The 14,652-nt window shown below is 42.8% G+C and carries 12 protein-coding genes; 9 read left to right on the top strand and 3 right to left on the bottom strand.

All coding sequences use genetic code 11. The features are described 5' to 3' along the window. The first annotated feature begins 303 nt into the window (after positions 1-303). The 3 genes from JGK11_RS16875 (at position 304) to JGK11_RS16885 (ending at position 2,651) form a co-directional block, all read left to right on the top strand. Positions 304-1,677 (top strand): hypothetical protein, encoded by a 1,374-nt coding sequence (locus JGK11_RS16875; protein ID WP_293212332.1) that lies wholly within the window; start codon positions 304-306, stop codon positions 1,675-1,677. 355 nt (positions 1,678-2,032) lie between these two features. Continuing rightward, positions 2,033-2,380 carry a hypothetical protein gene (locus JGK11_RS16880; protein ID WP_293183638.1) on the top strand — a complete coding sequence of 116 codons (348 nt, stop codon included), beginning with the start codon at positions 2,033-2,035 and terminating at the stop codon, positions 2,378-2,380. After that, positions 2,352-2,651 (top strand): helix-turn-helix domain-containing protein, encoded by a 300-nt coding sequence (locus JGK11_RS16885; protein ID WP_293183636.1) that lies wholly within the window; start codon positions 2,352-2,354, stop codon positions 2,649-2,651. Before JGK11_RS16880 ends, JGK11_RS16885 begins: the two co-directional genes overlap by 29 nt. A 487-nt stretch (positions 2,652-3,138) precedes the next feature. Here the strand turns inward: JGK11_RS16885 and JGK11_RS16895 are convergent, their stop codons facing one another. Beyond that, positions 3,139-3,765: a hypothetical protein gene (locus JGK11_RS16895; protein WP_293183631.1), complete on the bottom strand. Its 627-nt coding sequence runs from the start codon at positions 3,763-3,765 to the stop codon at positions 3,139-3,141. Beyond that, a complete protein-coding gene (locus JGK11_RS16900; RefSeq protein WP_293212334.1) occupies positions 3,765-4,328 on the bottom strand; it encodes a hypothetical protein in 564 nt (187 codons plus the stop codon). The genes JGK11_RS16895 and JGK11_RS16900 overlap by 1 nt, the downstream gene beginning before the upstream one ends. Positions 4,329-4,835: 507 nt before the next feature. Between JGK11_RS16900 and JGK11_RS16905 the strand changes: the two genes are divergently transcribed. From JGK11_RS16905 to JGK11_RS16930, 6 genes are all read left to right on the top strand, one after another. After that, complete coding sequence (locus JGK11_RS16905; protein WP_293212335.1) at positions 4,836-5,786, top strand: tyrosine-type recombinase/integrase; 951 nt, start codon at positions 4,836-4,838, stop codon at positions 5,784-5,786. A 561-nt stretch (positions 5,787-6,347) separates the two neighbouring features. Next, positions 6,348-7,229 carry a hypothetical protein gene (locus JGK11_RS16910; protein WP_293212337.1) on the top strand — a complete coding sequence of 294 codons (882 nt, stop codon included), beginning with the start codon at positions 6,348-6,350 and terminating at the stop codon, positions 7,227-7,229. A gap of 147 nt (positions 7,230-7,376) precedes the next feature. Next, positions 7,377-8,075: a hypothetical protein gene (locus JGK11_RS16915; RefSeq protein WP_293212339.1), complete on the top strand. Its 699-nt coding sequence runs from the start codon at positions 7,377-7,379 to the stop codon at positions 8,073-8,075. 276 nt (positions 8,076-8,351) lie between these two features. Continuing rightward, the gene (locus JGK11_RS16920; RefSeq protein ID WP_293212341.1) at positions 8,352-8,999 is read left to right on the top strand and encodes a hypothetical protein; all 648 of its coding nucleotides are present in this window, start codon (positions 8,352-8,354) and stop codon (positions 8,997-8,999) included. 243 nt (positions 9,000-9,242) lie between these two features. Continuing rightward, positions 9,243-9,899 carry a DUF4367 domain-containing protein gene (locus JGK11_RS16925; protein WP_293212343.1) on the top strand — a complete coding sequence of 219 codons (657 nt, stop codon included), beginning with the start codon at positions 9,243-9,245 and terminating at the stop codon, positions 9,897-9,899. A 210-nt stretch (positions 9,900-10,109) separates the two neighbouring features. Next, complete coding sequence (locus JGK11_RS16930; protein WP_293212345.1) at positions 10,110-10,763, top strand: DUF4367 domain-containing protein; 654 nt, start codon at positions 10,110-10,112, stop codon at positions 10,761-10,763. A 234-nt stretch (positions 10,764-10,997) separates the two neighbouring features. Here JGK11_RS16930 and JGK11_RS16935 read toward each other — a convergent pair whose 3' ends face one another. After that, complete coding sequence (locus JGK11_RS16935) at positions 10,998-14,633, bottom strand: hypothetical protein (RefSeq protein WP_293212346.1); 3,636 nt, start codon at positions 14,631-14,633, stop codon at positions 10,998-11,000. Positions 14,634-14,652 lie beyond the last annotated feature (19 nt).

Raw genomic sequence — 14,652 nt, forward strand, 5'->3', positions numbered from 1 at the left:
AACAGACCGCTCGAAATCAAAGCCAGCAGTACAGGCTCACAATCAAAGCCAGCACTACAGGCCCACAATCAAAGCCAGCAGTACAGGCTAACAATCAAAGCCAGCACTACAGGCCCACAATCAAAGCCAGCAGTACAGGCTAACAATCAAAGCCAGCACTACTGACTCACAATCAAAGCCAGCACTACTGACTCACAATCAAAGCCAGCACTACTGACTCACAATCAGCTCCACTGGCTCCCAAAACAAAAAAGCTGGCCCGCTAAGACCAGCTCACATTAAATAAGTTAAGGACAATCTATCATGTTTCAATCATCCCCGGACACCAGCGTCGATGTGGAAACCGTCCCAACTCTTGACAGAGGAGCGTTCTCTTCCACGGACATCCCCAAAAGCTTCAAAAAATACCCCTACTCCAGTTCCACCAGTCCCGAAACCATTGTTCAACTAGAAAAGCAAACCTCCGAAATCCGCACTAGCTACCGCACCGTCAGCGTTGCCCTGTTCGAGTTTGGGGACAAACTGCTTGCACTCAAAGAAAAAGTCAAAAAAGCTCGATTGAAGTGGTCAGACTGGCTCCAGTACCATTTTCCCGATACAAACAAACAAACTAAAGACGCAATGGCGATCGCCCGTATTTGTCGGCAGTTGAGAGATACGGAGTGCCACCTCGTCGAAAAAATGCGCGGTTGGGGAACCCCCGTCATCGCCGTTCTTTGTAGAGGTGGGATCGAACTCGTCAAAAAGTTTCTGTCTGAAAACGACAACCCCGCAGGATGGACTGTTAAAGCCGCCAAAACTTTCGTACAGCAGTGGAAACAGCCGAAGGCCAACAGCAAGCGCAAGCATTCAACAAAAAGTGCCACCCCCAAAAGTGCAAAACCAAATTTTGAACCCGCCCCCGACTCCACCACCAACCGCCGGCTGATTCTTGAACTAGCCTATTTGCGGAACCTGAAAGCCACGCTGAACGAAGAATTGGATGTTTCAGTCACAAAAGAAGTCAGGGAGAAGCTCAGACAGGACATCTTGCACGCTGACATCAAGATTGAGAGGGCGATCGCGCAGCTAATCGAATCATCAACACCTGCTGCCGCCTCAAACCATGAACCTGAAATGGATACAGCCGAAAGCCAGTTAGAATCCAGCTTGCAAATGGAAGAACAACTGCGACAAGAAAACACATCTCTCAAAGTCAAACTAGAGCAACTGGAAACGCAACAGCAGTTCAACTCAAACCCGCACTCTCCCAAAGTTACCGCCGCGATCGAACAATACCAATTGCAAATGAGCGCTCTCATAGTTCAGCTAGAACAACAGCAGCAAGAAAACGCCAGACTGCAACAGCTCTTCCAAGAAAAAGAAGCCTTCTGGGTACAGAGTGCAAGCAAAAACTGGCGAACCGAAAAACAAGCACTCGAACATAAAATTGCCGAATTGGAAAAAGCCCTAGAACAGACAAAAAGCACCGCAGTTAACCCGTCAAATGATGTGGCTGCCAACAAGGAGCTAACTTGGAAACCCGATGACATAGTAATAATTACCCAACACAGCGCCGAAGCCAACGCCGGCAAAATCGGTAGATTTGCAGGTACGAAAATTGCAGACAGCGGACTGCTTGACGTTGACTGCGCGATAGTCATGCTTGATGAAGGAACGCCTTTTCAATATCTGTAGTGGTAGGGTGGCCACACTAGCCCGCGTCTTGGTGAGTGCCGAGCAAGGTTTGCTTTCGTCTTGCTGTAGAAAGATGACGGTGACGTGAGTAAGCCCGCGTCTTGGTGCGCGATCGACCTTACCTCATCCTACCAGTTGGCGATCGGCAATAAATCTAGTTTATTGGTAATTACCTGTTAAAAGAAGAAATTTTAGCGATCGCCCGCAACCAATTTTTAAGGATTTGAGAGCCTTGTTTACCACCTTTTGATTGATTTTGATTTAAGCAGATATCGCGCTGCGATTTTTGAGTGAGAAATTGACCTTAAAACTTATCAAAACAAATCAAGTGCATTGACTGCACAGTTAAAAACTCATGTCAATCTTAAAAACAAAGCGAGATTTGATTTCTGCCCTGCCACTCAAACATTTGAAGGATATACCACCTTCAACTGAGTTGCCGGTCAATTTTGCCAAAATTCATCCTCCGCGCTTTGAGTGCGGCTTTAGGGTGCGCTGGGTCGATGTTGGCGAAGAAGCTGACTGGGGAATAGTTATCGGCAAATTTTACAACTACGAACCGCGCCTGCGCTGTTGGATATGGTGCTACATAATTTGCCTTAATCCTGATTCCAAGAGTGCAGCTTGGTGTCAATTTGATACGGCGTGGGAGGAAGATTTAGAGAGGTATCAGGATGAAAAAGCCATATACTTTGACAGATAGAGAACGCAATTTAATTGCAATTTACAGCCAATGCCAATTGGGCATGACACCGAGACAGTTTTATGTCAAATGGGGGGTAAGTTACGAGCAAATTGCCGAAATTTGTTCCCGCTCTAATTCGACGGTGCGGGGTTGGTTTAAACGCGGAAAAAATCGAAGATTTCCTACTGCTGTCGATTTGCGTCATTTGGCTCTAATGGATTTTCTGCTCGAACACTTTGAGGAAATTCCAGAGATACTGGCGAGCTTGCTGTGTCCGCCTTCTGAATAATAGGGTGCATTCAAAGAGAATGCGTTAAAAGAGAATTTGAGCTGTTTGATGCACAAACCTAATTAATTGTCAACATCAACGTGACCTGTCTTGAAGAATATTGTCTCAATTAACGTAATGACAAGCAGTCAACAACAACGCAATCTGTTACTGTCACGTCACTGCTGAGGTGAAAATGACCTATTCTGAGAGATTACATCCGTGGTGCATCGTTAAGTTGCTCCCTAATTGTCAGCGTATTATTGTAGCGCGATTTCGCAGGAGGAACGATGCAGACGATCATTTTCGAGTTTTGCAACGGTTAGTCAAAGAATTCACATTTGTGATTGTTTTTGACCTCCCACCAAAGCCTACTTTACCTAAAGGATAACGGCGAAGGCAGCTCTGTTTCAAGTCGAATTAATCGACGAGATACCTGGATTAGCTGAAACAGCATTCAACTCTCACCTCCCTCCAGGTAGGTGAGAGTTGATATTAGAATGCGACGTTATACACATACCTCTTTGGGAAAACGCTGCGGCACAAGTTTATATTGTTTTTCTAGCCATAAGTTCGCCTCTTCATAAGTTAAACTTAAAAATATTAGTTGATAATTTTGAGATGGATCGTAAACACAGCTAATTCCCTGCTTATCTCTAACCAATAGCATAACTTTTAGAGGAAAATTAGTTGTATCTATCCACAATTCTGTAAATTCCCAGTCATCTGATGGATGTTCCATGAGATAAAATGATGTACTTTCAATTTCCCAATCAACCCATTCTAACGGATCTTCAAACGCACCTTCTAGCCCAAACAAACTTACTGTTTGACCAACATCGGGAAAATCATCATCTATGAGTGTTCTAGAGTTTTCTTCTAGAGGTTTGAAATGATGAGAACCAGGAGGTTCTTCTATATATCCGGTTAACTGACGTACCGATGATTTCACTCCCTCGAAAATTAGGTAAGATTTTGAGAGGAAAATTATTTCATTTTGGGGATTAAGTGGATGACTTGGTAGTAAGCCTAGTTGACGGGTGGGAATGACGACTTTTGAATCGCGAATTAAAGGTGGATCGAAGTTACAATTGGTAAAATAGAGTAGGTCAAAATGATTGCTAATTATAGTCATTAAATTTTCTCCAAAATAGTAGTTTTTAAGCTAGATAACGGAATTTCTAAAGTGCCATCATTTCTGGGAGTTTCCCTAGAAAATTTTTGATTGGTAAATCTGGTGTCTAGTGGCGCGTTTTCTTGCACAACTATTAATCCCAGTTGCTCTAGGGTTTCGGCATTTGGGAGTTTGCCGAAAGGATTTCTTTTCGTGGCATTGATATAAATACGACCTCCTAGTTTTAGTACGGGTGCTGCATATTCAAGGAAATATGCCTGGGGGTTACTGGCGATAATTTGGTCTATACTCTGTCTAGGTAGTTTTGGTAACAGTTCCGCAATTGATGTTTTAATTCCTGACTCAGCTATCAAGTCAACGTTGATAGCTTCGGCCATCTGAGATGTTTTACCGCCAAATAAATCGAGGGTTATATTTTGTCCTAAGATAAGTCGATCGGTAATGAATTCGACTCCTTCTGTTATATTTAACCTTAACTCAGAAGAGAAAGCCAACGGATCGCTATTTTGAGCGGGTTCTGTGGGTTCATTAGGCGATGTTGACCGCTCGTCTTCAGTTGGCATTGTGCATATATTTTTGGGGATACTTAAGTTTGGAAAGAGTAGTAAATAATCAAAGCGCGAACTCTTTTATATTTACTCTCAAACATAACATATATTGCATGGAAAGGCGATCGATCTTTGATCTGGGCGATTGTAAAAGGATCGCGAAAAAGTCGAATTAAATGCAAGTCAGGGGTGGACATGACTTTGATTTAATTATCCACAGTGGCTCAAAGTCAAGCGAGGATGAGTCATTCAGTCATAGAAAAACTGTCCGAAGTATTAACGAAAAACGAGCTTGCGTCCCCCGTGCCCCGGCCGTGGGGATGTAAGCGATTCGCGGATGGGGCCGCCAATCTAGACTTCGAGCCTTTAGCCTTCCTTACTCCTTGCCGTGGCCACAAGAAAGAACACACGAGTTCGCTCACCGTCCGGCGAGGACTCACGAAATAAGAGCCAAATCGATCGATATTTTATGCCGCCTTCGGCGTAAAATTTAGTATTTATAACGTCAGTTTGAAAGAGTAAATGCTCGACTTACTCCCAGAGCAACAGCCGGAAACATTGAATTTGCGCTGTCCGGTCCCCCTGACTCAGCATCCAGCAGCAGTGTACCTCGACAGTTTGGGGAGCGAACGGTCAAAGGCAACCATGAGAGAAGGACTCAATATCATGGCCCGAATGCTGACGAGCTCTGAGTGTGACGCAATGACTTTGAATTGGGCGGCATTGCGCTACAAACATACTGCGGCTCTACGCTCGGCTATGGAGAAAAAGTACGCCCCCGCGACGGTGAACCAAATGCTGTGCGCCCTGCGGCGGGTGTTAAAGGAAGCTCTGCGGTTGGATTTAATCGACCCAATAGATTACAGTAAGGCGGTGGATGTCAGGAGTATCAAGCAATCGGGAAAAGTTAGGGGGCGGGCGCTAACGCTCTCTGAGATTGCTGCATTGATGCAAAGCTGCTCTGGTAAGACTCCTATTGATGTTAGGGATAAGGCGCTGATTGCTATCTTGCGTGGGGGTGGCATCCGTCGCGGTGAGGCGGTTAATCTGTTGAGGCGAGATTTTAACTTATCCACCAGAGCGCTGTTCATCCGAGAAGGTAAGGGCAAGAAAGACAGGACGGTTTACCTCCCGGAGTCTGCTTGCGTTTTGGTGTCCGAGTGGCTGGAGTTGAGGGGAGAGGCTCCGGGGCCTCTGTTGTACCCGATTCGGAAGGGGGGCGAAATTCAGCGCCGACGCATGACGGAGGATGGTGTGTTGAAGATTGTGCAGCGGCGGGCGTTCCTCGCTGGGGTGGAGTCTTTTAGTCCCCACGACTTCCGACGCACGTTTTGCTCGGACCTCCTTGATGCTGGGGTGGATATTGTTACGGTGCAAAAGTTGGCGGGTCATGCTTCTCCGGTAACTACGGCAAAGTATGACAGGCGTGGGGAGGAAACTAAGCGGCGGGCGGTGCAGCATTTAGAGTTTTAGTCTATAAAGCTTCACGACACAGCTATAAAGCTAATTTTATAAAGTGACTAAAAGCACTGCTGTAATAGCCATTGAGTCGCTTAGGTCTATTATATAAGTATTTTTAATATAGGTACTACCTTGGTCACAGTACCTATATTAAAGGTATTGTACCCGATCCATCTGTACTGTTTTGTGCGTCAAAGGTCGCCAACTTCCCACCGGGACTATAGTACCAATACCCTGGAATAAGGGGCTAAATGCCCAAATTAACGAACGCTATTTTCCTCCACAGACTCTATAGATGCGTGTTCAAAAGGCGCGGTGCGTGTTTAAAAAGGCGCGGTGTGTGTTTAAAAAGGCGCGGTGCGTGTTTAAAAAGGCGCGGCGCGCGTTTACGTTTAAAAGGCGCGGTGCGTGTTAAAAAGGCGCGTTTACGTTTAAAAGGCGCGGTGCGTGTTAAAAAGGCGCGGTGCGTGCTTAAAAGGCGCGCGGTGCGTGTTTTATAGCAATTGAACAACTTGATTAAAAGCGCTTCGCGCTGGAGTAAAAACCACCTGTCCCGAATTGGAAGTGGCTCAGGTGGGACAACCCCAGAACAAGGAGTCAAAAGCTATGTTAGGAGAAATCTTTTCTGACGAAATTGCAGTATTGCAAGAAGAAATCCGCATCAAAGAGGCGCAGATATCGTCGCTGCAAGGAGCAGAACTTAGCGTTATCGATGCGATGACTGCATTGAGTTCCGCCATCGCCACAGCAACCGAAATAGCACCACTGGCGATCGAGAAATTGAAAAAGTCGGTCATGTCCCTGTGGAACAACGACCCTAACGACAGAGCCCCCGACGATGGCAACCAAGACAGCGACAGCCATCCCGAAAACAGTGGCAACAGCAACCAAGACAGTGACAGCCATCCCGAAAACAACGACAACACGGAAAACAGCTTCTTGACAGAAAAACAAGCAAACTTAACTTACTGTGGCGACAACCGAATCGGTCAAGTGTATTCTTCTGACGGAGAGATACAATTTTCTTACCTGAGAGGGAATAATAAAGCAAAACTTGAATCATGGGGCAGATACTTGATTCGAGAAAAATATGCTGCTGGATTCCAATTACGCGCACCAAATTGCGTTACAGCCTGCAAGCACGAAATCAAAATCTGGGGGTTAAAAAACATCCAAATACTGTACTTGATCAATCTGAACAAACAGCCTCCATCCGCTGACTTTGCAGAAATAAATCCAAGTACGCTTACCTTTCCCAAACAGTATGAAGTGCGTAGGAACACAAAAGCTGTTTTCGCAAGTTCTGACTATCAAGAAGCTCTCGATTTTTACAAAGGCGAAATCAAAAACCCAATAACCGTTATTGCTACTCTACTAGACCCGGAATACCGAGTATTAGAGCAGTTCCACGTTGGTGTCATAACCAATACAAATCGAGTTATTTTGCTTGCCTAAAAATCTGCTTATAACTGCATTTTTTGGCATTTGTACGGAAAACCTACGGCACGAATCCTGACAATTTACAGCCGGGTTTTCTGTACAAATACTATTTAAGCGCTCCGCGCAGAAATTCTCGAACTATAAAAATAGATCAGAATTTCCATGCAACTAATCCATCTTAATTGGGAAAGCCTCAGCATCTTAGATAAAGAAGAGTCTTTCAAGTTAGAATATTCGGATTTTGAAAAAAGACACAACCCGCACCGATACGTAACAATGTGCAAAAGCGAAGCAGGTCAAATGCACCTTTTAATGAAACAAATTCCCTTGAATGTTCCAGTGCAAAAGATACTAGAAAATTATCCTAAACTTGCTAACTGTATAAAGCTGATACAGTTACAAATCCAGGAAATATTTCGCCTGAATACATCGCAACAAGTACACCAAGATTATACGGTGCAATTACTCTGGGAAAACTGTCTAATTTGGTCGGAAATAGACCTCATAGTTATCAACCCAGAAAAATCTCAATTTCGCTGTATTAACTGGACTTGGAACGAAGGAAATGTTCCAACAGAAGCGACCATACAGCAGCACTGGAAAACACAACTACCTCTCTTTCTTCTAACAAAAAGCTACAATTTAGCACCAGAAAGTCTCAGTTTTACTAACTGGTTTGTGAACGGTTGCAGCAATACAAGTGTAGAGTACAACTTTGACTACAACACTGCACAGTTTAATTCGTTCTTTGAACGCCTGCACAAAACGCTGCAAAAGCTATCAACAACGCAGCCAGAAATAAAGAATCCAAACGAATACTATTTGCGACTGGCCCAGGAAGCTCCAGAAGTTGAAATTTAACTGGGAATTACGCTATGGCCTCTGCACAAAGGTATTTTGTAGGGCAATTGCTCGTAAAAATATCTTTGTGCGATCTAGCTTATAGATCGATTATACAAAACTTATGTAAATATCTGTATACACAAAATCACTTTTTTGTCAATACTGGCAGAAGTAGAAATTTTGCGATCGGGCTGAGAAACCCGACTTCTTCAATTGGATTTATCTGTGTAAAACATCCTGATGACTCTGCCTGACAGTCGGAATTGATGCTATACATACAAATAAATCTTAAACATGAAACTAAATTTGGCAATACCTGGATTATTGATCGCACTGTTAGTTGGCTGTAACGACACTACTACAGTTGCAACATCAGCATTACCAAGCGCCGCACCCAGTCCGACAACCACTCCGGTAGTACCTGAAAAAACATCAGGTGGTGCAAAATATACACCCAAATCCCTCGGATTATCTGAAGCTCAATTTAAGGATATTTCTCAACTTCAAGGACTTCCATACAGTATAAAAAATGAATCTGGAGCAGTTGATATCTCTAAGCAGTTTAGAATTGCTTTGCCTGCATCCATTCCTGACGGATTTCGTGTTGATAAAGTTGAAGTATTCAAAGGAGAATATCCTGGATATTCAATTTTATATAAAAACCAAAATAATGAATGTTTTTCGTTGAATAATTTTACAAATTCACGGGAATATCGTTCATATGCTGTTGTCGTTGAAACATTTGAGGTTAGCTCAATTGGACTAGGCAAAATATCAGTTAACTATTTTAAATACGATCGAGATTCTGACAAGAGTTATATGAAAGCAAAAGACATTATAGACGGACAAGTTTATAAATTTAATTCTCCTATAGAAAGTTGCAATGTCATTAGTAAACAAGAAGCGATTAAAGTCATAAAATCAATCGATTATGTTTTCTAGTTTTATAACACTTAAAAATCGTGCTTATAATGCGATCCGAACTGATATATTATCCTATAAACCTGGTTTTTGCGTAATATCATGTCCGGCCACGTAAGACTATTGATGCAACCGGACATGATATAAATCTCTAGTTTAAAAACCCGATTTCTCCAAAAATTTGCATTTCTCGGCGTAAAATATCCTGATGACTCTGCCTGACACTTGCAATTGATGCTATACACATACAGATAAAGGTGAGACATGAAACTAAATGTGGCAATCCCTGGATTACTGATCGCACTGTTAGCTGGCTTTAGTGGCACTAATCAGAATACTACTGTTTCGCTAACAATGGGAATACTAACGGCGAACGCAGCTAGCCGCACTAGCAATCCGGCAAGATCTCAAACTCCACGAAAACCAAAATATTCACCCAAATCTCTGGGACTATCTGAAGCTAAATTTAAGGAGATTTCTCAGCTTGAAGGACTTCCATACACTATGAAAAATCCATATGGAAAAGTTGATATCTCCAAAAAATTTAGAATTGCTTTGCCTACATACATTCCTGATGGATTTCGTGCTAAACTTGAAGTATCCAAAGGAGAAAATCCAAGATATTCAATTTTATATAAAAACCAAAACAATCAATGTTTTTCGTTTAAGGGCTTTATACCGAAAGGTTCTCCTTATTCACATCCTGTTGTCCTTGAAACGTTTGATGTTAGCTCAATTGGATTAGGACAAACATTAGTTAACTATGTTAAATACGATCGCTCCTCTGACAAGAAGCTTATGAAAACAAGCTTTCGGATAAACGGACAAAGTTATGAATTTGAGTCTTCAGAAGAGAGTTGCACTCTCATTAGTAAACGAGAAGCAACTAAAGTTATAAAATCAATAGATTATCTTTTATAGGTTTTTAATACTTGAAAGCTGTATTCATCTAACGCTATCAGAACTGATGCAGGACGAGCCTATAAACCGGGTTTATGCGTAATATTAGACCTCTCCCATAATTATTGTGGAACAGGCATCTTGCCTGTTCAAGGCTGTCTTTTTGGGAGATGTCTATTCTGCCTGACACTTGGAATTGATGCTATACACACATACAAATAAAGGTTAAACATGAAACTAAATTTGGCAATTCCTGGATTACTTATCGCACTGTTAGTTGGCTGTAGCGAAACTACTACAGTTGCACCAACAGCATCACCAAGCGCCACACCCAGCCAGACAACCACTCCGGTAGTACCTGAAAAAACATCAGGTGGTGCAAAATATACACCCAAATCTCTCGGACTATCTGAAGCTAATTTTAAGGATATTTCTCAACTTCAAGGACTTCCATACACTATGAAAAATCCATATGAAAAAGTTGATATCTCCAAGAAATTTAGAATTGCTTTGCCTACATACATTCCTGATGGATTTCGTATTGCCAAAGTTGAAGAATCGAAAGGAGAAGATCCAAGATATTCAATTTTATATAAAAACCAAAACAATCAATGCTTTTATTTTGGTGGCTTTATAGATAGAGGGAGCCGTCTTTCACTTACTGTTAACCTTGAAACATTTGAGGTGAGTTCAATTGGGTTAGGCAAAACATTAGTTAAGTATTTTAAATACGATCGTTCCCCTGACAAGAACCGTATGGAAACAAGCTTTCGGATAAACGGACAAGGTTATAACTTTAATTCTCCAATAAGTGAAGAGAGCTGCACTCTCATTAGTAAACGAGAAGCGATTAAAGTCATAAAATCTATAGATTATGTTTTCTAGTTTGTTAACACTTGAAAGCCGTATTCATATAACATTATCAGAACTTATTGTCATATAAACCGGTTTTTTTTGCATAAGTTCTGAGCGTGTATATCTAAACTTAGCCTCGATAAGCCTCTCCAAAGAATCTTGTCTGGTAGGTGACACGAGCAGCCCTTAACTTTATTTTCAGGAGAGGTCTATTGACGTAATTAAAATAGTTAAAACAATGAAGCTATGTGCAGTCATAGGTTTTCATTGACATACCTTAAGAGTATCTTTCTCCGCAGGATGAGACTTCAGATAATCTTGCAGCCACCCACAGCCCTTCTGCATCAAACTCGGCAGTGACTCAATTGCGTGGACGCTGACAAACCCTCGATCGCCAGCTAGCGCAATCTGCTGACTATCTGGACTAAATGCAACCCCCCAAATCGCTCCCTTTGGATTTCGGAATTCTGCTACCTGACGACCCTCAAAATCCCACAGCCTTACTGTGCCATCCATCCCCGCAGTCGCAATCAATTTATCATTCGGGCTAAGTATCAACTGATTAATCCCGTTTTGATAGCTAAAAAATTCTTTCTTTGGCTTGCCTGAACTATCCAAAATCTTCACATCACCACTCTTATCCGCCGTCACAATCCGATTCCCATCCTGCGTAATTCCCAATCCCCGAATTTGATTCTTATGCACCTTCTGCCACTTGCTAATTTGCTTACCAGCTAAATCCCACATCGCCACATTACCATCCCAATCCGCAGTCACAATCCGCTTTCCATCGGAGGTGAACACCACACGAGATACTACCCCTTCCTGTTTTGGAATCGTCGCCACCAATTCCCCATTCGGGCTTTTAGGCTTCCAAATCCGCATCGTCTTGTCATAGCTACCCGTCGCAATCAACTGGCTTTTGGGACTCACAGCAACACTGGCAATACCGATTTGATCTAGCTCTTGCTTCTCTTCGTTGCCTCCCAGCTCTGCTTGTGGTTTAGTCAAACTTCCTGCCAAATCCCATGCTCTGGCAGTATTTGTTTCTCCACCTGCCACAATGAATTTACCATCCTTAATATCTGGACTAAAGGCAATATCCTGCACCTTTTTATTCTCAACAATTGCTTCTTTCCAAACCTTCATTTCCTTTCCAGATGTAGCATCCCACTGCCGCATAACACCTTCATCGCCTGCACCTGCAATAGTTTTTCCATCGGGACTAAATGCGATCGCATTCACATCATCCTTAAACCCAGTCAATTCAAGTCGCTGTAAAGGCTTATCTGCCAAATTCCACAACCGCACAAATCCATCTCGCCCCGCAGATACTAATCGCTTCCCATCTGGGCTAAAACTAGCAGTCAAAACCACCCCTCGATGCCCTCGAAAATCTTGGATTTGCTGCCCCGTTTTGGAATTCCACAACTTCACACTCCCGTCATCAGATCCGGTTGCGACACTCTTACCATCAGGGCTGAAATTAACCACCATCACCCATCCTTGATGCCCTTCTAGTCGCCGGACTTCTTGCCCATTCACTGTCCAAATTCTGGCTCGATTATCATCCGAAGCCGTTGCCACAAACTGGCCATCTGGACTCAGACTTACTCCCAACATTTTTTTGATTTGCGGATGTTTGAGTTCACCCAGCTTATTTCCCGTAATCGTCCAAATCCTAGCCAGTCCATCATTTCCAGCCGTTGCGAGTGTTTGCCCATTTTTACTAAAGGAAATTGCTGTTACCTTGTTCCCATGAGCTGCCCAAGTTTTGAGTTGCTTGCCAGATTTATCCCACAGATAAACCGTGCCGTTGCCCTTTCCTGCGATGATTTTCTGACCATCAGGACTAACTGCGATCGCGCTAAAACTCTCGTTGTTCTGCTTGCCGTTAGCCAGCAACTGCTTAATTTGCTTGCCCGATTTATCCCACAGCCGCACTGTCCCATCTTCACCCGCACTAGCAATGACTGGATTCTGGGCATTTCCTCCAACACTTACGGTATTCACACCACTCTCAAAACCTCCCTCATGCCCTTTAAGGCTTACTTCTTTTTTACCAGCCAAGTTCCACATTTGAAGAGTATCTTCTTTGTTTTCTTTGCCTTCGCCAGCGGTTATAAAGCCTTTGTCTCCTGGCAGAAATACAGCACCTTTGACCTCACCCTGTCCCGCCTCAAAATAATTTTGTTCGTGAATATCATCCAGGATTTTTTGTACTGCCAATACTGGACTCACAGCAGGATAATCTTTGAGATCACGCCTATTCCCAATCAAGTTTTGTAAGTCTTGAGTGCTTTGCATTGCCGAGACTAAAGAACTTAACTCTCCTGATTTGAACTGGAATAAGGCGTTAACACCTGCCTGCTCTAGCTGTGTACCTTTTTGAGCTTCTTGCTGTTTGTCAAAAGATATTTTTGCTGACGATCCAAATACAACAGCCACAAGTAAACCAATGATAGTTCCTATCTTGATTCTTAGTTTTGCTTTCCGATTCGCATCTGCTAAGGTTTCATTAGCTTCAATTAATATGCGTTCCTCAAATTCCTTGTCTTGAAAACATTTCCAACTTTCATCAATGTATTCTCGTTCGTCAGGACTGAGATAATTTTCCCGATCGTCACGCCATGTTTTAGCTTCAGTTAGAGGAACCCCTTGCAAAATATAGCCTTTATCTTTTTTATTAATTATCCACGGACTCATATACACCCGCATTCGTTCTTGCCAGGTGCGAAATTCGCGATCGCCATCTATCCATTTCTGCAAGCGTTCCCATTTCTGAATAAGAGCTTCATGAATCAGCTCAACAGTTTCTTCCCGTTCAACAAATTCAGAACTTGGAGATTGAAAACTAGAGTCGGATTTTTTTTCAACTTCTTGGATTCCTGTAACAATCAGACGCCGATTGGCAAACGTTGTAACCACATTCCAATTGTCTTCCCCTACTTCTGCACGAGTTGCCAGCCTTCTAGTATGCTCGATTCCTTCTCCTGGATATATTAACTGAATAAAAATTTGTTGCGCTTTTTGCTTTTCTTCTTCCGTTAAATTATTGTATGCTTTCTCTGCATCTTCAGCTAGCGCATTCTCCACACCACCAATAGCTTCATAAGCCTCAATGCTGAACATTCCTTGAGGCTGCTTCCACAACTTTTCCAAAGCAAATTCGAGCAAGGGAAGATTCCCTGGCTTTCCCTCTACCGCATTGAGAATACGTTCGGTGAGTCCCGATTCAATTTCTACACCTTTTGCCTGGGAAGGTTTTTCTATAACTTTTTTCAATTCAGCACGGTTCATAGGTCCCAATTTTAGATCCGCATTTTGCAACGCATCCGCAAACGGTCTATAAGAGAGAGCTTTACCCAAAAAGTCAGCCCTAAGAGTTATGACACAATGAAATTTGTTATTGCTTTGATTAACAGCTTGCAATATTTGATTTAAAAAGCTGTGTTGTTCTTCCTGATTCTCGCAACGGGTATACAGTTCCTCAAACTGGTCGGCAAACAATAATATGCGATCGCATTGATTTTTTTGCAATATATCGGAAATCACATCTGATAACTGGAAACTTCCTGTCTGAAGTTCGATTGCGAGTTTACTGGCTTCCTTTTTTTGATCTACATAGCTCATCTGACTTTCCAACCGAGGAATCAGCACTGATGCTAAGTTAAAGAAAGGACTTTTGTTTTCATTGCCAGTACGGAATGAGTCGATCAACCAGTTGCCTTTCTTCCGTAGCAACGGAAACAATCCCGCATAAACTACGGAAGATTTGCCACTTCCAGAATCCCCAAGAACCGTCACTAAAGGTTTTTCTAGTACAGCATCGACCAATTGCTGCACGAAATTTTCTCGTCCAAAAAATACGTCTTTATCTTCTTCTCGGAATGCTGACAAGCCCCGATACGGGCAAGAA

It is taken from the genome of Microcoleus sp. PH2017_34_RAT_O_A (assembly GCF_020737885.1).
Taxonomy (GTDB): domain Bacteria; phylum Cyanobacteriota; class Cyanobacteriia; order Cyanobacteriales; family Microcoleaceae; genus Microcoleus.

Coding starts and splice junctions, on each gene's coding strand:
- JGK11_RS16875 (WP_293212332.1), top strand. CDS start 304: ATGTTTCAATCATCCCCGGACACCAGCGTCGATGTGGAAACCGTCCCA.
- JGK11_RS16880 (WP_293183638.1), top strand. CDS start 2,033: ATGTCAATCTTAAAAACAAAGCGAGATTTGATTTCTGCCCTGCCACTC.
- JGK11_RS16885 (WP_293183636.1), top strand. CDS start 2,352: ATGAAAAAGCCATATACTTTGACAGATAGAGAACGCAATTTAATTGCA.
- JGK11_RS16895 (WP_293183631.1), bottom strand. CDS start 3,765: ATGACTATAATTAGCAATCATTTTGACCTACTCTATTTTACCAATTGT.
- JGK11_RS16900 (WP_293212334.1), bottom strand. CDS start 4,328: ATGCCAACTGAAGACGAGCGGTCAACATCGCCTAATGAACCCACAGAA.
- JGK11_RS16905 (WP_293212335.1), top strand. CDS start 4,836: ATGCTCGACTTACTCCCAGAGCAACAGCCGGAAACATTGAATTTGCGC.
- JGK11_RS16915 (WP_293212339.1), top strand. CDS start 7,377: ATGCAACTAATCCATCTTAATTGGGAAAGCCTCAGCATCTTAGATAAA.
- JGK11_RS16920 (WP_293212341.1), top strand. CDS start 8,352: ATGAAACTAAATTTGGCAATACCTGGATTATTGATCGCACTGTTAGTT.
- JGK11_RS16925 (WP_293212343.1), top strand. CDS start 9,243: ATGAAACTAAATGTGGCAATCCCTGGATTACTGATCGCACTGTTAGCT.
- JGK11_RS16930 (WP_293212345.1), top strand. CDS start 10,110: ATGAAACTAAATTTGGCAATTCCTGGATTACTTATCGCACTGTTAGTT.